At 61.1% G+C, this 21,574-nt stretch carries 17 protein-coding genes; 3 read left to right on the top strand and 14 right to left on the bottom strand.

The annotated features are described in order from the left end of the window. Nucleotides 1-335: 335 nt before the first annotated feature. Nucleotides 336-2,099: a flavin monoamine oxidase family protein gene (locus KBP52_RS20585; protein WP_212620859.1), complete on the bottom strand. Its 1,764-nt coding sequence runs from the start codon at nt 2,097-2,099 to the stop codon at nt 336-338. A 223-nt stretch (nt 2,100-2,322) separates the two neighbouring features. Between KBP52_RS20585 and KBP52_RS20580 the strand changes: the two genes are divergently transcribed. Together KBP52_RS20580 and KBP52_RS20575 are read left to right on the top strand one after the other, a co-directional pair. Next, the gene (locus tag KBP52_RS20580; RefSeq protein WP_212620858.1) at nt 2,323-3,729 is read left to right on the top strand and encodes an adenosylmethionine--8-amino-7-oxononanoate transaminase; all 1,407 of its coding nucleotides are present in this window, start codon (nt 2,323-2,325) and stop codon (nt 3,727-3,729) included. 152 nt (nt 3,730-3,881) lie between these two features. Beyond that, nucleotides 3,882-4,601 carry a 16S rRNA (uracil(1498)-N(3))-methyltransferase gene (locus KBP52_RS20575; RefSeq protein ID WP_212620857.1) on the top strand — a complete coding sequence of 240 codons (720 nt, stop codon included), beginning with the start codon at nt 3,882-3,884 and terminating at the stop codon, nt 4,599-4,601. 131 nt (nt 4,602-4,732) lie between these two features. Here KBP52_RS20575 and KBP52_RS20570 read toward each other — a convergent pair whose 3' ends face one another. After that, on the bottom strand, nt 4,733-5,350 hold the full coding sequence (locus KBP52_RS20570) for a hemolysin III family protein (RefSeq protein WP_212620856.1): 618 nt from the start codon (nt 5,348-5,350) through the stop codon (nt 4,733-4,735). A gap of 187 nt (nt 5,351-5,537) precedes the next feature. On the opposite strand from KBP52_RS20570, the gene KBP52_RS20565 reads away from it, so the two are divergent. After that, nucleotides 5,538-6,458: a LysR substrate-binding domain-containing protein gene (locus KBP52_RS20565; protein ID WP_116028388.1), complete on the top strand. Its 921-nt coding sequence runs from the start codon at nt 5,538-5,540 to the stop codon at nt 6,456-6,458. 309 nt (nt 6,459-6,767) lie between these two features. On the opposite strand, the gene madM is transcribed toward KBP52_RS20565, so the two are convergent. The 12 genes from madM to KBP52_RS20505 form a co-directional block, all read right to left on the bottom strand. Beyond that, nucleotides 6,768-7,532, bottom strand: coding sequence for a malonate transporter subunit MadM (gene madM, locus KBP52_RS20560; RefSeq protein ID WP_077574887.1), 765 nt, complete (start codon nt 7,530-7,532; stop codon nt 6,768-6,770). Nucleotide 7,533: 1 nt separating this feature from the next. Beyond that, nucleotides 7,534-7,950, bottom strand: coding sequence for a malonate transporter subunit MadL (gene madL / locus KBP52_RS20555; protein WP_038358777.1), 417 nt, complete (start codon nt 7,948-7,950; stop codon nt 7,534-7,536). Nucleotides 7,951-8,015: 65 nt separating this feature from the next. Beyond that, on the bottom strand, nt 8,016-8,936 hold the full coding sequence (gene mdcH, locus KBP52_RS20550; protein ID WP_212620855.1) for a malonate decarboxylase subunit epsilon: 921 nt from the start codon (nt 8,934-8,936) through the stop codon (nt 8,016-8,018). Beyond that, nucleotides 8,933-9,553 (bottom strand): malonate decarboxylase holo-ACP synthase, encoded by a 621-nt coding sequence (locus tag KBP52_RS20545; RefSeq protein WP_212620854.1) that lies wholly within the window; start codon nt 9,551-9,553, stop codon nt 8,933-8,935. The genes mdcH and KBP52_RS20545 overlap by 4 nt, the downstream gene beginning before the upstream one ends. After that, the gene (mdcE, locus tag KBP52_RS20540; protein ID WP_212620853.1) at nt 9,547-10,332 is read right to left on the bottom strand and encodes a biotin-independent malonate decarboxylase subunit gamma; all 786 of its coding nucleotides are present in this window, start codon (nt 10,330-10,332) and stop codon (nt 9,547-9,549) included. Before mdcE ends, KBP52_RS20545 begins: the two co-directional genes overlap by 7 nt. After that, nucleotides 10,329-11,180: a biotin-independent malonate decarboxylase subunit beta gene (locus KBP52_RS20535; RefSeq protein ID WP_212620852.1), complete on the bottom strand. Its 852-nt coding sequence runs from the start codon at nt 11,178-11,180 to the stop codon at nt 10,329-10,331. The genes mdcE and KBP52_RS20535 overlap by 4 nt, the downstream gene beginning before the upstream one ends. Then, entirely contained in the window at nt 11,173-11,472 is a 300-nt protein-coding gene (locus KBP52_RS20530) for a malonate decarboxylase subunit delta (RefSeq protein ID WP_212620851.1), read from the bottom strand. The genes KBP52_RS20535 and KBP52_RS20530 overlap by 8 nt, the downstream gene beginning before the upstream one ends. After that, entirely contained in the window at nt 11,472-12,344 is an 873-nt protein-coding gene (locus KBP52_RS20525; protein ID WP_212620850.1) for a triphosphoribosyl-dephospho-CoA synthase, read from the bottom strand. Before KBP52_RS20525 ends, KBP52_RS20530 begins: the two co-directional genes overlap by 1 nt. Continuing rightward, complete coding sequence (gene mdcA / locus KBP52_RS20520) at nt 12,344-14,014, bottom strand: malonate decarboxylase subunit alpha (RefSeq protein WP_093429846.1); 1,671 nt, start codon at nt 14,012-14,014, stop codon at nt 12,344-12,346. The genes KBP52_RS20525 and mdcA overlap by 1 nt, the downstream gene beginning before the upstream one ends. 321 nt (nt 14,015-14,335) lie before the next feature. Then, complete coding sequence (locus tag KBP52_RS20515) at nt 14,336-14,701, bottom strand: DUF6124 family protein (RefSeq protein ID WP_077574893.1); 366 nt, start codon at nt 14,699-14,701, stop codon at nt 14,336-14,338. Between the two features lie 505 nt (nt 14,702-15,206). Beyond that, a complete protein-coding gene (locus tag KBP52_RS20510; protein WP_116028395.1) occupies nt 15,207-15,677 on the bottom strand; it encodes a chemotaxis protein CheW in 471 nt (156 codons plus the stop codon). Further along, complete coding sequence (locus tag KBP52_RS20505; protein WP_212620849.1) at nt 15,670-21,567, bottom strand: Hpt domain-containing protein; 5,898 nt, start codon at nt 21,565-21,567, stop codon at nt 15,670-15,672. The genes KBP52_RS20510 and KBP52_RS20505 overlap by 8 nt, the downstream gene beginning before the upstream one ends. Nucleotides 21,568-21,574 lie beyond the last annotated feature (7 nt).

Genomic DNA, 21,574 nt, shown 5'->3' with positions numbered 1-21,574 from the left:
TGCTGGAGGCTGTAAACAATCAGCACTATAGGGATCTATCTTGCATTGATGAGCAAGTTCAGCGCCGTAACCCCCAGGAAAGAAACGCCCATTGGCACAACCAGAAAGTGTCATCAACAGAAGTATTGCCATTAGCCTTTTCATCAAGCACCTCCAATTTTTTCAAGCATAAAGTTGGAGATCAGGCACCCGCTATCGTTTCGTTCTGATTGTTTTGTGGGAAGTGTCCTGCGCAAAGGTAAGCCTTGAGACTGCACCGGCAAGGATTGAAGTGCGCGCTTTTGGCAAAAAAAAACGCGGCCCGTGGTATGGCCGCGTTTTTTATTGAAGAAGGCTTACTGCGCCTTGGTCTCAGTGGTGGCTGCCGGCTTGGCCGCCGGCTTCTTCGCCGGTTCGGCCTTCTTCGCTGCCGGTTTTGCCGCAGGCTTTTTAGCCTCAGTCTTAGCTGCAGGCTTCTTCGCCGCAGGCTTGGCTGCTGCTTTCTTCGCCGGTTCGGCTTTCACCGGGGCCGCTGGCTTCGGCGCTTCCACCGGGGCTGGCGCAGGGGCCGGCGCAGGCGCTGGTGCTACCGGGGCTGGAGCCGGCTCTGGCGCCTTCACAGGTTCTGGCTTCTTCTCGTCATCCGAACCGCCGAACAGATTAGTGAAGAAGTTGCCCTTCTTCGCCGCCACGGCACCCGCCGCGCCCGCCGCTGCTGCAGCCGGCACCACTTTGGCTGGCTCGAACGATTTGCCCGCCGCCAGATCTTCAACCTGACTGGCCGCACGTTGACCGGTGCGCAATGCACCTTCCAGGGTGCCCGGGTACAGGGTGTCGGTGTGTTCGCCAGCGAACGTCACGCGTTGCAGCGGACGTTCCCACAGGCGCCAGAACTTGCTGATCTGGCCCGGGCCATAAGCCAGGTAAGCGCCGCCCATCGACGGGTCGGTGCTGTAGCGACGGATTTCATAACCGGTGAACGAGCCACGGGCCTGTGGATAAAACGCGTGCAGACGAATCAGCACCTGATCGACCATCTGCTTGTCGCCGAACGCCTGCATCACGCGAGCGTTGTCGCCGGACAGGTTGATCACCACATTGGCGCCGCCCTTCAGCGCAGGTTCGATCCAGAGCATGCCGAGACCGGTGTTGCTGTAGATCTCGCCGGACATGCGCGCCTTGCTTTCCCACACCGGCGTCTTGAACTTCAGCATGATCTGGTCGCGCCAGCCGTAGTTGGTGCCCTTGATCGCAGCCAGATGCTGGGCATCCAGTGCCGGGGTCAGGGCAATTTTGTTCAGTGCGCGCAATGGCACGGCCAGTACGACGTAATCAGCCTGGTAGCCAACACTGCCGACCTTGACGGTCACGCCGTCCTTGTCCTGAACGATCGCCGACACCGGCGAGTTGGTCTTGATGGTTTTGATCTGTTTGACGAACGCCTGCGCCAGCACCTGGCTGCCGCCGACCAGACGCGAAGCGCGCAGGTCGCGGTCGGAGATGCCGCGATACACGCGGTTCTGCTGAGCGAAGTACAGCAGCGACAGACGCGAAGGCTCGTCGTAGTGCGTGCGGATGTCCTGGTTGATCAGCTGACGCGCGGTGGCCGGCAGGTTCTGCTTGTCGAGCCAGCTCGATACGGTGATCTGGTCCAGCGCGTGCAGGGTGCTGGTCGCCGCCGGGTTTTGCGGATCGTCGATCGAACGTGCCAGATCGTCGAGGGTTTTCTGATAGCGCTTCAGAGCATCGGCGGTGGCCGGCTGCTTGGTCGCCAGATCGGCAGCAGAGAAGTACTCGCCGTCGATCAGGTAGCCCGGGGTCCGCACGAATTCCGGCGCAGGCGTGGTACCGAGTTTGAAGGTCGAGACGTACTTGTTCAGCACTGGCTGCGTCTTGTCGTTGCCGATCCACTCGCTGGTGGCCATACCGGAGCGACCGCCCAGGCTCGGCTTGGCTTCCAGCAGGGTGACCTGCCAGCCTTTGTTTTGCAGTTCGTAAGCGGCGGTCAGGCCCGACAGGCCGCCGCCGATCACGATTGCAGTTTTATCCTTGGCCAGCGCTGTAACGCTGAACAGCCCCAACATCACCAGCGCACAGGCGCGCAGCCAACCGACAGACATTCAGCGAACTCCGGAAATACACGTAGGAAAAAGCACTTTTGCGGGTCAGACGACCCAAAGAACCGCGAAGAATACGTTAGCCATCAAAACGCCGCCAGCGACGTCTATCGGCTCATACAAAGTAGCTCAATCGACACAATGGGTTGTCCCCGCGCGACGCATTGCATAGGCTTGCGCGATTGTTTGCCCGCGCCTGACGCGAGCCGCCTCGAGGAGACTGTAAATGGGCCTGAATAATCAGTGGATGCAACGCGACCTCGCGGTGTTGTGGCATCCCTGCACCCAGATGAAAGACCACGAACAGCTGCCGCTGATCCCGATCAAGCGCGGCGAAGGTGTCTGGCTCGAAGACTTCGAAGGCAAGCGCTACCTCGACGCCGTCAGCTCGTGGTGGGTCAACGTTTTCGGCCATGCCAACCCGCGGATCAACCAGCGCATCAAGGATCAGGTCGATCAACTGGAGCATGTGATTCTGGCCGGCTTCAGCCATCAACCGGTGATCGAGTTGTCCGAGCGTCTGGTGAAGATGACGCCGGAAGGCCTGAATCGGGTGTTCTACGCCGATAACGGTTCGTCCTGCATCGAAGTCGCGCTGAAAATGAGCTTTCACTATTGGCTCAACCGCGGCCAACCGAACAAGAAGCGCTTCGTCACCCTGACCAACAGCTACCACGGCGAAACCATGGCGGCGATGGCGGTCGGCGACGTGCCGCTGTTCACCGAAACCTACAAAGCCCTGCTGATGGACACCATCAAGGTGCCGAGCCCGGATTGCTACGGGCGCCCCGAAGGCATGAGCTGGGAAGAGCATTCGCGCAACATGTTCGCCGCCATGGAACAGACCTTGGCTGATAATCATGACAGCGTCGCGGCAGTGATCGTCGAGCCGCTGATTCAGGGCGCCGGCGGCATGCGCATGTATCACCCGGTGTATCTGAAGTTGCTGCGCGAGGCCTGCGACCGTTACGGCGTGCATCTGATCCTCGACGAAATCGCCGTTGGTTTCGGTCGCACCGGAACCATGTTTGCCTGTGAACAGGCTGGCATTCGCCCGGACTTCCTCTGCCTGTCGAAAGCCCTCACTGGCGGCTACCTGCCGCTGGCCGCGTGCCTGACCACAGACGAGGTCTACAGCGCGTTCTACGATGACTATCCGACCCTGCGCGCGTTCCTCCATTCGCACAGCTACACCGGCAACCCGCTGGCGTGCGCGGCGGCACTGGCAACGCTGGATATCTTCGAGCACGACAACGTCATCGAGAACAACAAGGCGCTGGCCCAGCGCATGGCCTCGGCGACGGCGCATCTGGTCGATCATCCGAATGTGTCGGAAGTGCGCCAGACCGGCATGGTCCTGGCCATCGAGATGGTCAAGGATAAAGCCACCAAACAGGCCTACCCTTGGCAGGAGCGTCGTGGTTTGAAGGTGTTCCAGCATGCGCTGGAGCGTGGCGCGCTGCTGCGCCCGCTCGGTAGCGTCGTGTATTTCCTGCCACCGTACGTGATCACCCCGGAGCAGATCGACTTCCTCGCCGAAGTGGCTAGCGAAGGCATCGACATTGCCACCCGTGACAGCGTAAGCGTGGCCGTGCCGAAAGACTTCCATCCTGGTTTCCGCGATCCGGGCTGATTCGGCTTGCTTGAGATTTGCGGTGTTTTAATGACCGCGTTCGCGAGCAGGCTCGCTCCCACAGGGGAATGCATTCCAAATGTGGGAGCGAGCTTGCTCGCGAATGAAGTCGACACCGATCCACCTGATTCACATCTTTCCAGAGACCCGAAATGAGACTGTCCCGCTTCTTTATCGACGCCCCGCTGAGCACCGGCGAACACGAATTGCCGGAGGCCCAGGCGCATTACATCAGCCGCGTGCTGCGCATGGCCGAGGGCGATGCGGTGCAGCTGTTCGACGGTTCCGGCAATGAATTTCGCGGTTCCCTGCTGGAAGTCGGCAAGAAGCGCGTGACCGTGCAGATCGACGAGCAATTCGCCGGTCAGGCCGAATCGCCGCTGCACATTCACCTCGGCCAGGGCCTGTCCCGAGGCGAGCGCATGGATTGGGCGATTCAGAAAGCCACCGAGCTGGGCGTGAATGAAATTACGCCGATCTTCAGCGACCGCTGCGAAGTCCGTCTCAAGGACGAACGCGCCGACAAACGCCTGCTGCACTGGCGTCAGGTGGCGATCAGCGCGTGCGAGCAATGTGGGCGCTCGCGGGTGCCGGTGATTCATCCGCCAGTGTTGTTGGCGGACTGGATCAAACAGACCGAAGCCGAGTTGAAGCTGGTGCTGCACCCGGTGGCCGAGCCGTTGGTGAGTCATGCCAAACCCGCGACTTTGGCCTTCCTGATCGGGCCTGAAGGTGGGCTGACTGACGCCGAAGTCGAGCAAGCCAAAGGCAACGGCTTCCACGCCGCCCGCCTCGGCCCACGGGTGTTGCGCACCGAAACGGCGCCGGTGGTTGCACTGGCTGTGGCTCAACAGCTTTGGGGTGATTTCTAAATCCACAATTGGAATACGTTCCCCTGTAGGAGTGAGCCTGCTCGCGATAGCGGTCTATCAGTCAAAAACACTGTTGACTGACCGGACGCAATCGCGAGCAGGCTCACTCCTACAGGGGGATGGTGGCGTCTCTAGAGGACATAAAACAGAATCGCGACAAAGTGCAGCAAACTCCCGGCAATCACGAACAAATGCCAGATCCCGTGCGCATGCCGCAACCGGTGATCAAGGGCAAAAAAGATAATCCCCACCGTGTACAAACCCCCGCCCGACGCCAGCCAGGCAAACCCTGTCGTACCCAGCGCCGCAATCAAAGGCTTCACCGCCACCAACACAATCCAGCCCATCACCGCATAAATCACGATCGACAGAATCCGCGCCTCCGAACGCGGTTTGATCTCTTGCAGAATGCCGATCAACGCCAGCCCCCAGACAATCCCGAACAGCGTCCAGCCCCACGGCCCGCGCAGGGTCACCAGACAGAACGGTGTATAGCTGCCGGCAATCAACAGGTAGATCGAAAAGTGATCAACCTTCTTCATGATCGCTTTCTTGCGCCCGCGCACGCTGTGGTACACGGTGGATGCGCTGTAGAGCACCAGCAAGGTGAACGCGTAAATCGCCACACTGACAATCTTCCACGGGCTGCCGTCAAGGCAGGCGATCACCAACATCCAGACGCCGCCGACAAAAGCCGCCACTGCCCCGACCAGATGGGTCCAGGCGTTCAATCGTTCTCCGTGATACATGTATCGCTTACCTCATATTCATTACCGCAGCGCGCAAGGCTCGGGCCTTGAGCGTAAAAGCGCAATCAAAAGATCGTAGCCTTCGGCAGCTCCTACCTTCGAACGCATTCCAATGCAGGAGCTGCCGAAGGCTGCGATCTTTTGATCTTCAAGGCACAATCGACGCATTCCAAAAAGAGTCCGCGCCATGCTGATCGACGAAGAATTGACCCTGAAAAAACTCGAGGTGTTCCTCGCTTTCATGCGCACCGGCAACCTCGCCCGTGCTGCTGCCGAGCTGCAGACCAGCAATGTCAGCGTGCACCGCGCGATTCACTCGCTGGAAAGCGCCCTGCGCTGCCCACTGTTCAAGCACGAAGGCCGCAACCTGACGCCGCTGGAAAGCGCTTATGTGCTCGAAGAGCGCGCACAGAAGCTGATCAACGACGTCGTCGAAAGCGTACGCCTGACCCGCGAAGCCGCCGGGTTCTCGGCTGAACGCTTCAAACTTGGCTCGCTGTATTCGCTGACGGTGAAAACCGTACCGCAACTGATCATGGGCCTGAAGATCCGCCGCAGCGAACTCAACATCGACCTGATCCTCGGCTCGAATATCGACCTGCTGTACAAGCTGAAAAACATGGAAGTCGACGCGATTCTGGTGTCGCTGGACGACAGCATCAACGACCCGGATTGCGAGCAGATTGCGCTGTTCTCCGACGACATCTTCCTCGCCACCCCGGCGGATTCGAAGTTTGCTCAGCGAAGTGAAGTGGATCTGGCTGAGGTGCGCGATGAAACATTTATCACCCTGACCCAGGGCTTTGCTACGCATCAGGACGGTAACCGGGTGTTCAAGCAGGCGGGGTTCGAGCCGAAAGTGGCGATGCAGGTGAATGACATTTTCACGCTGTTGAGCATGGTCAGCTCGGGGGTGGGTTATGCGTTGCTGCCGGGGCGGATTGCGGCGGTGTATGAGAATCGGGTGAAGCTGATCCCGTTGCAGGAGAAGTATCGGTTGCAGCAGCACATTGGGGTGGTGTTTTTGAAGGCCAAGGAGAGGGATCCGAATTTGCTGGCGTTGTTGGCGGAGTGTCGGATGTATGCCAATCGCCAGACTGGGGTTTAGATCAAGATCAAGATCAACAGCTACCCCCTCACCCCAGCCCTCTCCCCCAAGGGGTAGAGGGGGAAAGGGAGCAGATCGCCATGGATTTCGAGTCCTGAGTTCGACTCAGGACTTTCAGGTCGGCGTACCTCCAACATCCACCTCGGTCAGTCCCCTCTCCCTCAAAGGGTAGAGGGGAAAGGGAGCAGATCGGGAGCTTTTCAGAACCTAAGTTCGACTCAGGAATTTCAGGTCGATGTATAACGCCAAAACACCGCGGTCGATCCCCTCTCCCTCCGGGAGAGGGCTAGGGTGAGGGGCTCTTGATCTTCAGCCCACAATCCCGCGAACAATGAAAAACAACAGCGATGGCCCAAGCAAGCACCCAAGCCCGGTATGGAACGTCGCCGTCAACGCCCCATAAGGCACCAACCGCCGATCCGTCGCCGCCAACCCAGCAGTCACGCCGCTGACAGTCCCGGCCAGCCCACCAAATACCATCGCCGAACGCGGGTTATCCAGGCCCATCCAGCGCGCCGCGACCGGCGTGCCGACCATCACAAGAATCGCCTTGATCAACCCGGTGGCAATCGACAACGCCATCACATCCGACGTCGCGCCAATCGCTGCACCGGTCACCGGCCCGACAATGTAGGTCACCGCGCCCGCGCCGATGGTGGTCATGCTCACCGCATCGCGATAACCGAACGCCCAGGCCATGCACGCGCCGACAATAAACGGCAGAATCGTGCCCAGCAGCAGCGCAACCACACCAATCATCCCGGCCTTCTTCGCCTCGGTCGCCTGCACTTCAAACGCCGTGGCCACAATCGCAAAGTCACGCAGCATCGCCCCGCCCATCAGGCCGATACCGGAGAACAACGTCAGATCCGCCAAGCCTTTCTGGCCACCGGTCATGGTGCCGCCGACCCACGCCAGTACCAGCCCGATGACGATGGCAATCGCCGAGCCGTGAATGCGCCCGAATGTCAGGCGCTTGGAGAGCACCACTGACACCCACATGATCACGCCGACGAAGGCGAATGCGGTAACCAGCCCGTTGTGTTCCAGACCTTTCTCGATGAGATCCCACATATCAGCGGCCTCCTACTGGGGTGCCGACCGGGGAGATTTCCGCCGGTTCGTCGGGCAATGGCTCGCCTTTATGCGTGCGGCTAATCAAGGCAATCGTGCAACCACAGACCACCACCGAACCAATCGCCGCCAGCACCGCCACAGGCCCGCCGTGCAGCGCAGTGACAACGTTCTGTTGCGCCGCCATCGCCACCACCACCGGAATGTACATCGCGCCCCAGAAGCCGACGCCCATCTCGCATTCCTTGGTCATGCCGCCGCGCTTCTGCATCCACAACCGCGCGCAGATCAGCAGGATCATGGCGATGCCGACCCCGCCGACATTGGATTTGACGCCCAACAACACGCCGAGCATGTCACCCATGATCACCCCTGCCAGCGTACAGATCGCGAGCAGCGCCACACCGTAAATAATCATTGTTGTAGTCCTCAAAGTGCATCGTCGAATGTTGTTTTTGTTGTTCGAAGCTTGAGTCGGCGGTTTTAGAGTTGGCGGCCACCCTCCTCACGCAACAGCGCTTGCAGGGTGTCGAGACGAGCACTGTCGAAGGCAGTGACCGTGCCCTGTTCGAACACCCGGCGCGCCAGCCCGGTCAGCACCGCACCGGGCGGCAGTTCGATCTGTAAACGTACGCCGCGCTCGTAGGCGCTTTGTACGGTGCCGCGCCAATCCACCACGCGGCACATGTTGAAGGCGAGGTCGTCGCGCAGCGCTTCGACGTTGGTCACAGGGCGCGCGCGGCTACCGCTCAGGTAAGCGATTTTCGCGGTTTTCAGCTCGACCTTGGCGAAGGCTTCGGCGAGGGTTTGCGCCGGTTTTTCCAGCAATGGGCAGTGCGACGGCACGCTCACTGCCAAACGTTTTGCCAGACCGGCGCCACGACTGCGCGCCAGTTCGGCCACCGCTTGCATCGCCTCGTCACTGCCGGCAATCACAACCTGATTGTCGGCGTTGATGTTGGCGAGATACACCGGCGAATCTTCGCTATGTACCTGCGCCAGCAGCGTTTCGACTGTGGATAATTGCAGGCCGATGATCGCGGTCATGCCGTAGCCTTGTGGATAAGCTTGCTGCATCAACTCACCGCGCAGGCTGACGAGATGCAGTGCATCGCTGAAGCTCAAAGCGCCGGCAACCACCGCTGCCGGGTAAGCGCCGATGGACAGGCCGGCGACGTAATCCGCCGTGAGTCCGTCCTGCAACAGCTGCCGTGAAGCAGCAACTCCAGCGATTAGCAGGCAGAGCTGAACCGCCCTTGTCGTGCGCAATGCTTGAGCAGAATCCAGCAACAAAACATCTTCGCCAAGCACATCACTGGCTTCGACCAAGGTTTCGCGAGGCAAGCGCTGAAGCATGCCCGCTTGCTGCGCGCCCTGGCCGGGGAGTACCAACAAGCTGCTCACGCTGCCTGCTCCTGAGGGTTCCACGGATCAATCACCAGACAGGCCTGATGAGCATTTTTCAGCAGCACGCGCGCCGAGCCGCTGGCCCATTCACGCAACGCCACAGCACCGAACGGCGTCTGCAATTGCAGGTCGACCCGGCACACGGCCTGATCGAAAAGCTCGACCAGTTTGCGTGCCTGATTGCGGGTGATCAGTTGCGGCGTACGCAGGATCAGATCGAGATCGCTGGCCGCGTGCATCGCGATAAAACCACTGGCCAATTCAAACCCGACACTGCCACTGACACCCCAGACCCAACCGCAATCGTCGAGCATTGGCCGCAGTTGTTTGAGCGCGTGCATGACCGGCAAATCACGCTCGCAATCGATATGACAAAGCGCCTCGGGACTGACCCGACAGGCAATAGAATCGACCGGCATAAACGCCGCCAACCGCTGCTCGCGCAACACTCCTCGTACGCCCACTGCGATAAAACCCTCTTCGCTCAACGCCCGCCGCACCACCACCGGTTGCCCGGCGGCCAGCGACTCGACTGCCCACTGCGGCGCATCCGCCGGCAACTGCGCCGGGGTCATGCCCCATAGCAGGTCGTGGGCCAGAGGCGTGCTCACCACTGCGCACTCAGCAGTTCGCGAACCTTGCTGGAGGCCGCACGATTTTTCGCGCCGAGGCGATTGCTCAAGTCAGTGCTGGAGACATCGCTGATGGCTTGCTTAAGGCATTCATTCACCCTTAAGAGATCATCCGCGGTCGGCTGTTCAATCTGCTCCACCGACAGGGTTTCCCAGAGCAATCCGAGACTCGCATAACTGTCGATGTCATAAGCCATCGGCGGCACACTGGCGGCCAGCGCTTCCAATTCTTCAACACTACGCAACGTCACCCGCGCCGCCGACGCCTTGCCCATCGCGTGCACCATCACACCCGGATCACGCAGCGCAATCAAACGATTGGCCTGATAACCATGCGCCAGAAACGCCCCGGACATCGCCTTACCGACCAACAACGCAATCACCGGATGCCCGGCCAAACGCGCACGGGCATAACTGTCCGCCGCACCGGCCAGCGCCTGATGAATGCCGAGGGCTTCTTCGCGCCGACCATAAGCCTGGCTCGGCACATCGACGATGGCGATGATCGGACGTTTCTGCGCTTTATCGCGATCAACGCTGATCGCATCATCCACAGCCTTGGCCAGACCCCAACCTTCGAGCAAGCCGACTTCGCCATTGCGAGCGCGAGGAAAACGATTGTCCGGGTCAGCGACCACAGCGATAAAACGCCCCAGCTCACTGTCAGCAACCCTCAACGATGGCGGCAGCCCTTCGACCGCGACAGCGCCCGCGCTCAAGGCGTTGAACCAGTTCAAACCACGCAGCGAATAACCGCTCATGAGCGCTCTCCTTGATACAGATCGCGAACCACCGACGGTTCGATTTGCGGGTCAGTGTTCAGACTGCTCAGGCGTTGCAGGAACCAGTCGGCGCGCTGGCTACGCGGTTGCGCTGGCAAACCTTGCTGCAGTAATTCACCGACCTGCTGACGAATCTTCGCCACGTCATCAGCGACATAACGATCCACCAGACCACTGGCAAACCGCTGCTCGCCGCCAGTCAGGCTCCAGATGAATGGCCGGTCGCGAGAATCGTATTCTTCGATCCCCGCCTCCTGTTCAATCACCTGCGGGCCGTTCAAACCGAGTCGTGCTTCCTGAGTCACCAGCAAATAGCTGCACAGCGCCGCCGCAATCGACATGCCGCCAAAGCAACCAACGCTACCCGCCACCACGCCAACCACCGGTTGGTACTGCTGCAAATCGACAATCGCCGCATGAATATCAGCAATCGCCGCCAGCCCGAGATTGGCCTCCTGCAAGCGCACGCCGCCGGTTTCCAGCAGCAACACCGCGCGCGTCGGGATGCCTTTGCGATTGTCTTCAGCGGCCAGTTCCAGCGCGCCGGCAATCTTCGCCCCGCCGACTTCGCCAAGGCTGCCGCCCTGAAACGCGCCTTCAATCGCGGCAACAACCACCGGCAAACCGTCGAGACTACCCTTGGCAATCACCACGCCGTCATCGGCTTGCGGTACCACGCCCTGACGTTCGAGCCACGGCGACATCACCCGTTGAAACGGATCGAGCAATTCGCGAAAGCTGCCGGCATCGAGCAAGGCTTTCGCCCGTTGTCGCGCGCCGAGTTCGACGAAGCTGTGTTTGTTCAAAAGCGCTGCGCTGTCAGTCATGGCCGATCTCCTCGAAACCTTGTTCCAGACGCAAACGCACCACCCCCGGCGTCGCGTCGAAATCGTGGATATCGATGGCCATCGCCGGCGGCGTGGTGCCGTCGAACATCCGCGCAAACAGATGCTGCCAGCGCAGCTGCGCGCCGTTGACCGAGGTCTGCACATTGATCGTCAGCTTGCCGGCCAGGCCCGGTTCGATCAGCACTTCCAGATCACCCGAGCCGACACAACCGACCAGCGCACGACCGCGTGGCGGCTGCCCGGCGGGGAATTCAAACGATAGGGTTTCCATCAAAACGCTCCCTGAGAGATACCGTCGCGCTCGATGCGATCAAGCAGCAGCGTGGCGGCGAGCAAGTCGGCGGCGCCACCGGGCGAGGCATTCAATGCGATGAGTTGTTGATCCAGTTCGTGCAGGCGTCGACGCCCGCTGAGGCTGGCGCTGCCACCGGCGTCGAGCACCGCTTGCGCGCCGTGTTGCATGGCTTGCAAACCCTCTTCGCCCGCGCGGTAGAGCACGCAGGTGTCGGCCAGGTCAGTCATGATCGCGAGCAAGGCGTCGAGCCTGGCGTTCTGTTCGCCGTGGCCGTTGCCGCGGCTGCGTTTGAGTTGTGGCAGGCCGCGTTGCAACACCGAGGGGAAGCCGAGCTGCGCCTCTTCTCGGGCACCGCGTGCGCCGTAACGCAGGGCGACTTGGGCGCCGTGGCTCAGTGGTTTTGGTGCGTAGCGGTCATCTAGTAAGGCTAGGCGCGCGGCGCGCAGAGATACCGCGTTGGCGCTGGAAGATTGCGGTTCCAGTGCAGCGGCCGTCACCAATAATCCCAGCGCCCAAATGGCGCCGCGATGGGTGTTCACGCCGTTGGTGGTCGAAAGCATGGCTTGCTCGCCTTCACGACCGATGCGGCCAATCGCTTCGCGCAACGTTGAATCGACTTCACCGATTGCAACCGCCGCTTCAGCCATCTCCTTGAACGCCGGCCACAACGACAGCGCCGAAGCGTGCATCAGGCCCAGGTGCAGATCGGTGTGCGCGCCGTTGCCGCGACGGTCGACCAACGCCGGTTTCGGCGACAGATCGGCTTCGTCGATCAACGCGTCCACCGCCAGATCGGCCAATCGATCAGCCAGAGAAAGCGGTTTCGCTTGCAGGTTAAATGCGTGCATTACCAGCTCCTGAATTTGGCGGGCGGGTTGTACAGGCCGCCGGACCACTCGACCAGATCGGCCACGCTCTTCGCCGCGAGCAATTCGCGAGTGGCGTCGGTGCGGCGGATGCCGAGGTCTTCGGGCAAGGCGATCAGGCCTTCGCGGCGCATACGTTCGGTGTCTTTCGGGTTGTGGCGCAGGCCGATGGCGGTGACTCCCGCGACCGCAGCGATCATCGCCTGGCGCTCTTCCAGCGAGCGCGCCTTGTACAGGTAGGCGATGCCTTCTTCGGTGAGCAGGTGGGTGACGTCGTCGCCGTAGATCATGATCGGCGCCAGCGGCATGCCGCTTTTCTTCGCCACTTCGACCGCGTCGAGGGTTTCGACAAAGGTCGGTTTGCCGCCCTCCTGGAAGGTCTCGACCATTTGCACCACGAGTTTCTTGCCGCGTTCGAGCATCGGTTGCTGCGAGTCGTCATGACGCATATCGAGCCACGCTGGGGTGCCGTGACGGCGACCGCGCGGGTCATGGCCCATGTTCGGCGCGCCGCCGAAACCGGCGAGGCGGCCACGGGTCACGGTCGAGGAATGGCCGTCGCCATCGACCTGCAAAGTCGCGCCGATAAACAGGTCCACCGCGTATTGCCCGGCGAGCTGGCAGAACATCCGGTTGGAACGCAGCGAACCGTCGCGGCCGGTGAAGAACACGTCCGGGCGCGCGGCGATGTAGTTTTCCATACCCAGTTCGGTGCCGAAGCAATGCACGCTTTCGACCCAGCCGCTCTCGATCGCCGGGATCAAAGTCGGGTGCGGGTTGAGCGTCCAGTTGCGGCAGATCTTGCCTTTGAGGCCGAGGGATTCGCCGTAGGTCGGCAGGATCAGTTCGATGGCGGCGGTGTTGAAACCGATGCCGTGGTTGAGCGATTGCACGTTGTGTTTTTCGTAGATGCCACGGATCGCCATCATCGCCATCAACACGTGCACCGGTTTGATGTGGCGTGGGTCGCGGGTGAACAGCGGTTCGATGTAGAACGGCTTGTCGGCCACCACGACGAAATCGACCCACGACGCCGGGATGTCGACGCGCGGCAGTTCGCTGACGTCGTCGACCAATTGGTTGACCTGGACGATGACGATGCCGTCGCTGAATGCGGCGGGTTCGATCAATGCCGGGGTGTCTTCGGTACTGGGGCCGGTGTAGATGTTGCCGGCGCGGTCGGCCATGAAACCGGCCGAGAGCACGACGTTGGGGATCAGGTCCACCACCAGCCGCGCGTAGAGTTCGATGTAGGTATGAATCGCGCCGATTTCCAGCAGGCCGTCTTCGAGCAACTGGCTGATGCGCAGGCTCTGGGTGCCGGCGAAGGAGAAATCGAGCTTGCGGGCGATGCCGCGCTCGAACAGGTCGAGGTGCTCGGAGCGACCGACGCTGGGCATGATCATGTGCAGGTCGTGGAGCTTTTCCGGGTCGGCTTTGGCCAGCGAACGGGAGAGGAAATCCGCCTGCTTCTGGTTGTTGCCCTCCAGCACCACACGGTCGCCGGGATGGATCAGCGCTTCGAGCGCGGCGACGATCTTGTCGGTGGGCAACACCACACCGTCGGCCAGCCCGCGCACCTTGTCGAGGCGGCGCTGCTTCTCATCGCGCCGCCGCGTCCAGCGCGAGTCGGGGGAAATTGTTGTTGTCATGCTCACTCCACGGGGTTCGCTGTCGTGGAGCTAAGGTAGGCGTGTGGGGTGGGGGCATCAATCAAGCGCGGTGGTGAATCGTTACGCTCAGGGTAACGATCAAGAGCACCCTCACCCTAGCCCTCTCCCGGAGGGAGAGGGGACTAATTGGGGGATATTCGGGAATTGCGCCGACCTGATCGCGCTTTACCGAATCCATAATCGACTCGCTTTACCAAACCCATAATCGACTCGTTTTTTCAGATCGATGTATAGCGCAAGACACCTCGGTCGGCCCCCTCTCCCTCCGGGAGAGGGCTGGGGTGAGGGTCAGCTTTTAAGTCACTCCGTCGGCACCAACCTATCCAACAAACGATTGACGGCCATCTCCGCCACCATCACCACCTGCGCAATTCCTTGCACAGTCTTGCGGTGCGTACCTTCCACCATTGCCGCATGGTTGTTGAGCATTACCGTAGCCGAGCCGAGGGTTTCACTGGCGTCGGCCAGCAGGGATTCGGTGTCGGCATTGGGATTGGCCATGTACAGCGTGTTGGGGGTGTAAGGCGTGGCCATCAGGTCGGCGTTGGTCGGGCCGAGGTAATGGTCGAGGGCGCGTTCGGCGGCTTCGTGGAATTTCTTCGAATCGGGGGATTCGTAGGGGGATGCGGGATCTGCGAGCGGGGGGTTAGGCGTAGGTTTAATCATCTTCAGGTTCCGAAATAAAGCTGGAACCACTTCTCTGCTAAAAGAAGGGGTGGCAGCTGAACGCAGGTTAGCAGACCGGGGAACCTAAGGAAGCCGGCGCGCCGAAGCGCCCTGCGCACAGCCGCCATCGAATGCAGGCGCTGAGCCTGACGATGATGTATGTGCACCCTTAGATTAACCACAGGCTGCTAAACCCGATCACTGGAAATCAGTGACGGAATCAAGTTACGCAGCATGCCCAAGGCGCACAAGCCGGCGGATTCTGGTGCATGCGTAGGCAGCGGCGCAAGGATTTGTAGGCTAGGGAGCCGTAACACCGGGTGTCTTTAAACAGATGTGCCTGGATGCGTTTATTGCACTGCGGGGATTGAGGATTTGTCTGTCGGATTTTGGTGGATGCCGCAGGCGCTATCGCGAGCAGGCTCACTCCTACAGGGGAATGCATTCCAACTGTAGGAGTGAGCCTGCTCGCGATGAGGCCAGTCAGGCCAATGAAAATTCTGAATCAGTGGATCTGCCCAGCATCCACCAACAACTTCTCCAACCCAAGCAAATCCGGCACCTTCGCCACTTGCTCCCCGACCTGCACCGCCGCCAGCTCCAGCGCACACAACGGCACGTCGACATAACTCAACTGACTATCAAGCTTGTACGACCGCGGAATCCCCTGCACCAGCAGCGCAATGAACTTCAACTCCGGCAACCCACCGAGCGCATTCAAAATCACAATCCGCGCCCGCTCGCCAATGACGATTTTCTGCCCGCACGCCGACTCGAAACTCAGCAACGGAATCTGCCGCTCACGCCACGTAACCTTGCCGAGATACCACGGCGGCGTATCCAGATCGAAGGCACTGGCCTGATAGTCGATCAACTCAGCGACAGCGACGTTAGGCAGGATCAAATTGCGATCCGCCAACGGCAGCAGCAACCCGGTCAGCTGACTGCTGCGCTGATTATGCCGGCGCTCATGCATGTTTCTTGCTCCAGTGGGCAATGCTTTCAAGCAGCACCGACTCTTGATACGGCTTGCCGAGGTAGTCGTTGACGCCGATGGCCATCGCGCGGTCGCGGTGTTTCTGCCCGGTGCGCGAGGTGATCATGATGATCGGCAGGTGTTGCAGACGTTCGTCGTTGCGCACCTGGGTGGCGACTTCGAAGCCGTCCATGCGCGGCATTTCGATGTCGAGCAGCATCAGGTCAGGCATGTGTTCTTCCAGCAGCAGCATGGCATCGACACCGTCCTTGGCGGTCAGCACGTTCATGCCGTGGCGTTCGAGCAAACGGCTGGTGACCTTGCGCACGGTGACCGAGTCGTCGACCACCATCACCAGCAGCGGTTTGTGCGGTTCGCTGTCGATCTCCGGCAGCGTCGGCGTCTGCGCAACCCGCGCTTGCATCGCGCGGATCGGCGCGAGCAAATCGAGAATCAGCACCACCCGGCCATCGCCGAGAATCGTCGCCCCGGACACGCCCTGCACCGCCGCGAATTGCGCACCGAGGCTTTTGACCACGATCTCGCGGGTACCGGCCATGGTATCGACCAGCACCGCGATGCGCCGGTCGTTGTAGTGCACCAGCAGCACCGGCAATGGCAGGTTCTGGCCGAGCAGTTTCGGCCGTGGCGCGGTTTTCAGCAGTTCACCGAGATAGCACAGTTCGTAGGTCTGGCCGCCGTACTGATAGCGTGGCGGATCAACGCGGAAGTGCGCTTCCAGATCATTCGGCAACACGCGAACAATGCCTTCGATGGTGTTCAGCGGAATCGCGTATTGATCCTCGCTACACTGCACCATCAGCGCACGGTTGACCGACACGGTGAACGGCAGTCGAATGCGAAAATGCACGCCCTGCCCCGGTACCGAGTCGATGCTCATGCTGCCGCCGAGTTGCCGCACCTCTTCATGCACCACGTCCATGCCGACGCCGCGCCCGGAAATCTGGGTGATCTTTTCCGCTGTGGAAAAGCCCGGCTGAAGGATGAACTGCAACACGTCGCGGTCGCTGATCTCCGCTTCCGGCGCGAGCATGCCACGCTTGATCGCCTTGCGCCGCACCGCTTCCAGCGGCACCCCGGCGCCGTCATCGCGAATGTCGAAAACGATGTCGCCGCCCTCGCGCGACAGGTCGAGGCTGATCTGTCCTTGCGCCGGTTTACCCGCCGCCAGCCGCACCTCGGCGGACTCCAGACCGTGGTCGACGGCGTTGCGCAGCATGTGTTCCAGCGGCGCAGCCATGCGTTCCAGCACGTTGCGATCCATCTCGCCTTCAGCGTTGCCGACGACAAATGCGACGTCTTTGTTCAGCTCTTCAGCGACTTGGCGAACGATGCGTTTCAGGCGCGGCAACATGCGCTCGAACGGCACCATGCGCGTGCGCATCAGGCCTTCCTGCAATTCGGTGTTGATGCGGCCTTGTTGCTGCAACAGGTTCTCGGCGTCGTGATTGCGGCGGTCGAGGGTTTCCTTGAGATCGAGCAGGTCGGAGGCCGATTCGAACAGCGCCCGCGACAGTTGCTGCAACTGCGAATGGCGGTCCATTTCCAGCGGATCGAATTCTTCATAGCCGAGGCGTTCGGCGTCGACTTGCTGACGGCTGAGAATCCGCCCCTGGGTTTCAGTGTCGAGGCGGCGCAATTGATCGCGCATGCGTTCGATGGTGGTTTCCATCTCGTTCAGGGCGATCTGCGCATCGTTGACCTGCTGTTCGATACGGCCACGGAAGATTGAAGTTTCGCCAGCCAAATTGACCAGCTCATCGAGCAATTCGGCGGAGACTTTGACCATGTCCGCGCCAGCCTCGGCAGCCGGCGGTGCCGCGTCAGTCTTGACAGGCACAGGCAGCACTGGCGGCGTTTCTACCGTCACCGGATGACTGAAATTCTGGATCGCGTTGATCAACCGATCCGCCGGCGGGCACGGTTGCCCGGCGCGCACGCCATCAAGCATCTGCGCCAAACGATCATGCCCACGCTGCACCAGCGCAAACAGCTCCGCCGATGGCTGCAACGCGCCGCTGGAAAGACTTTCGTAAAGGTATTCCAGCTCATGCGCGAGGTCGCCGATCGGGCCGATCTCGACCATCCGCGCGCCACCCTTGAGCGTGTGCAGATCGCGCAGCAGGGTTTCCACTTCCTGACGATTGCCGGGCTCGGCCTGCCAGCGCAGCAGCGCGGCGCCGGAGTTTTCGATGATGTCGAAACCTTCTTCGAGGAAGATCTCCAGCAGCTCGGGATCATGGCCAGCGCTGTCGTGCTCGGCTATTGCTGGCGGCGCTTCAGCAACGCTGTGGCCCTGACGTACCTGACGAATCGTGTCGATCAGATCCTGCGCCGGGGTCAGCGGCTGATGATTTTGTAGTTGATCAAGCAACAGCGCCAAGCGGTCATGGCTCTTGAGCAGCAAGCGCCCCAGGCTTTCGCTGTAGTGATAGCGACGATCGACCAGACCTTCGTAAAGGCTTTCCAGCTCTTGAGCCAGATCGCCGATGGCCTCGACTTCGGCCATCCGCGCGCCGCCCTTGAGCGTATGCAGATCACGTTGCAACGAGGACAGCGGCGCGGCGTTGTCGGGATCGCTCAGCCAGCGCTGCAGGGCTTGGCCGGAGCTGTCGAGAATGTCGATCGCCTCTTCGAGGAAGATCTCGACAATCTCGTCATCGGGTTCAAGCGCCGTTGCCTTTTGCTGCAACTCAGCGGTGGCGCTGCCCAGTTCACGGATGCTCAAAGTGCGGCTGCCATCGCTGCGAATCAGGCCCATGGAAGAAGGATCGAGGCTCTGATCGAGCAGATCATGCAGCGCCCGAATCCGAGCCGGTTGCGGCGTGACTTCCTGACCGGCGGCCAGTTCGTCGAGCATGTTGATCAGTGCTTCGTGGGCGTTCTGCGCTTCCTGGAAAAACCGTTCGCTGACCGCCAGACTGCTTTCTTCCACCGCGCCATACAGGTCGAGCAAGGCTTCACAGAGCACGTCGACCGGCAGCAGATCGGCCATGTGTGCGCCTTCGCCAAGCGTCGTCAATTCATCCAGCAAGGCGCTGAGTTCCTGACGTTCGCCGGGGTGTTGCTGCCAGCGCTGCAAGAGGTTTTCGGCGTCGAGGAGGATGTCCATGCCCTGGGCGAGGAAGTTGTTGATCAGTTGCGGATCGCGCTTGATCCGCAGGCCGGTGTTCGGCGCATCGAGGATCGACGCCAGACGCTCGGCAAGCAGGATTTCCGAGCGTTTGATCAGCGACTGCGCACCGACAATCGGCGCCAGCGGATCATGCTTGAGCTGACGCAGGCCGACGCGGAACAGGCCCTCGGCTTCGAGCAGCAACTCCACTTCGTCGAGGTCCAGCGGCAACTGGTGCGCCTTGAACTCGCGGGCCAGTTGATCGAGCGGCGCAGCGAGTTCGGCAATCGGCAATACGCCGGCCATCGAGGCACTGCCCTTGAGCGTATGCAGTGCGCGCTGCAACTCGTCGCTGGCCTGCAACGGCACATGCTCGGCGGCCTGATCGAGGAAACGGTTGAGGCTGGCGAGGTGGGTTTCCGCTTCGTTGCGGAAGATCTCCAGCAACAACGGATCGAGCGCGGCAACGTCGTCGAGGTCTTCGGCGGCCAGCGGCTCGTCACCTTTGGCCAAAGCGTGGGCGCGGGCGGCGAGTTGATCGACATCGCTGCGCTGACGTTGGCTGTTAGTGGCGAATTCATTGATCAGTTCCGGCAGCAACAGCACCGTGTCGGTGAGCAGTTGTGGCACCACCGCGCCCGGTTCGACGCTTTGTTCGAGTACACGGTTAAGCAGGTTCTCCACGGCCCACGCCAACTCACCGAGGATCAGCGCGCGGACCATGCGCCCGCTGCCCTTCAAGGTGTGGAAGGCACGGCGCAGTTCGGTCAGCGCATCGCGGTCCTGCGGATTGGCGGTCCAGCGCGGCAGATATTCGTGGAGGACTTCGAGGACTTCGTCGGTCTCTTCGAGGAACACTTCGCGCAATTCGTCGTCGACCGGTTCTTCATCGGCCGGTGGCGGCATCAGGCTGCCCGGGGTGATCAGGGCCGGTGGATTCAGCGCCGAAACCGGGCTCGCCAGTACCTCAGCCAACGATTGGACAATATCGGGGTCGTCCAGCGCCTGCATGTCCTGCATCACCAGCGCTTCGCTGGGGCTGAGCACGTCTTCGAGCACCGGCACATGCGGCTCATTTGGAAAGAAACCCAGACTGGCGAGGGACTTCTGCGCGACGTCCAGCAATTGTTCGCCCGGGGCCTGAGGGTCATCGCTCAAGCGTTCGAGGTAATACTCGAGGCTGCTGATGACGTCGGCCAGATGATCGAGTTGTTCCCAACCCGGCTCATGCGGATCGAGCAGCAAATGTTCGCGGATAAAACCGTTGCACGCTTCGACCAGACTCGCCGCCCGGCTGAGCGGAATCATCGCCAGCGCACCGCGCACCTGAGTCAGCAGCGCCGGCAACGGTTGCAGGTGCTGGCGATCCCAATCGGCGTCGATGTAGTCGACGATCATGTCCTTGGCCTGTTGCAGGCAGATGCGCGCTTCCTTGATCACGATCTGATGGATCTGCGTCAGGTCGGTGGTCGGCAAACGCGCGTCTTCCAGGCTTTCCGGCTCTACGGTGCCGACCATCCCGGCCAGCGTCGCTTCGACGTAGAGCAGCGCGCCGGCAACGTCCATCAGGATCGCATCGTTCGGTTCGCGCTGGCCTTGGGCAAGGCTGAGCACCACGGCCAATTGATCGATGATGACTTTGCGCGGCTGGCCGAAACCGAGCACGGCGAGGGTGTCGGCGATCTGCCGCAACGGCGCCAGCAGGCTTTCCAGATCCGAAGTGTGCTGGCGGTCGCTGCGCACGAACAGGTCGAGGCGTTCCTTGACCCGCACCAGCTCTTCGCACAATGCCGCCAGCACCGAGCGCATCGCATCGCGGTCGGGGCCGGCCAGGCGCGCGCGTTCTTCGTCGACCATCGCGCTGTCGGGCAACGCGTCGTCCAGGGAGTAGCGATCTTTCATGGTCAGCATCTGCCCGGTGGGATGTTCGGCTTTGGCAATATAGAACAACAGGCTTTTCAGCAGCTCCGCAGGTGGCGGCTGGTTGAGGCCGGCCATGCCCTGATCGAGCAGGCGTTTGAGTTCTTTGTCGGCATCCTTGAACAGGCTGCGCAGCGCCGGACTGTTGGCGATGACGCCTTCGCGCATGCCTTCGACCAGCGCCGAGGCGACTTGCCACAACGGGCTCAGGGGTGAATCGCCGCTCAGCGCTTCGAGGCGGGTGAAGACCTTGGCCAGATAACCGAGGTGGGTCTGGTCATCCTGCTCGCGCAGCAAACCGACCAAGGCCATTTGCAGCATCTGACGCAATTTGCGCAGCACGTTCGCCAGCTCTGCCGGCTCGAGCAGCGCCAGTGCTTCGGCGCTCAGGGGCGGGAAGTCGGGCAACTGCGGGCTGAACAGGCTGGTTTCAGACAACAGGCTTTCGCCACGGGCGCTGCGCAGATCGTTGAGCAGCGGCAGCACCACCAGCGGCAGATCACGCCGGGCGCTCTGCACGCGGTCGAGGTATATCGGCAATTGCCCGAGCGCTTGCAACAACAGGTGCAGGGCTTCGTCGCGGTGGCTGACGCGTTCGTGTTGCAGGGCTTCAACCAGATGCTCCATTTCTTCGGCGAGCAAGGCTGCGCCGTAGAACTCGACCATCTGCAGGCTGCCATGGACCTGATGGATGTAATCCAGGCACTCGTCCAGCCCGGGAAAAGCCTGCGGATCATCGAGCACGGCTTCAATCGCCTGATGCGCCAGCTTCAGCGTTTCGGCAATTTCGCCTTTGACCCATTCCAGGGCCACATAGTCGTGCCGATCACCCATAACCACT

The sequence above is a fragment of the Pseudomonas sp. SCA2728.1_7 genome (assembly GCF_018138145.1).
Lineage (GTDB): Bacteria > Pseudomonadota > Gammaproteobacteria > Pseudomonadales > Pseudomonadaceae > Aquipseudomonas > Aquipseudomonas koreensis_A.
This window is presented reverse-complemented; position numbering and strand designations above follow the sequence as displayed.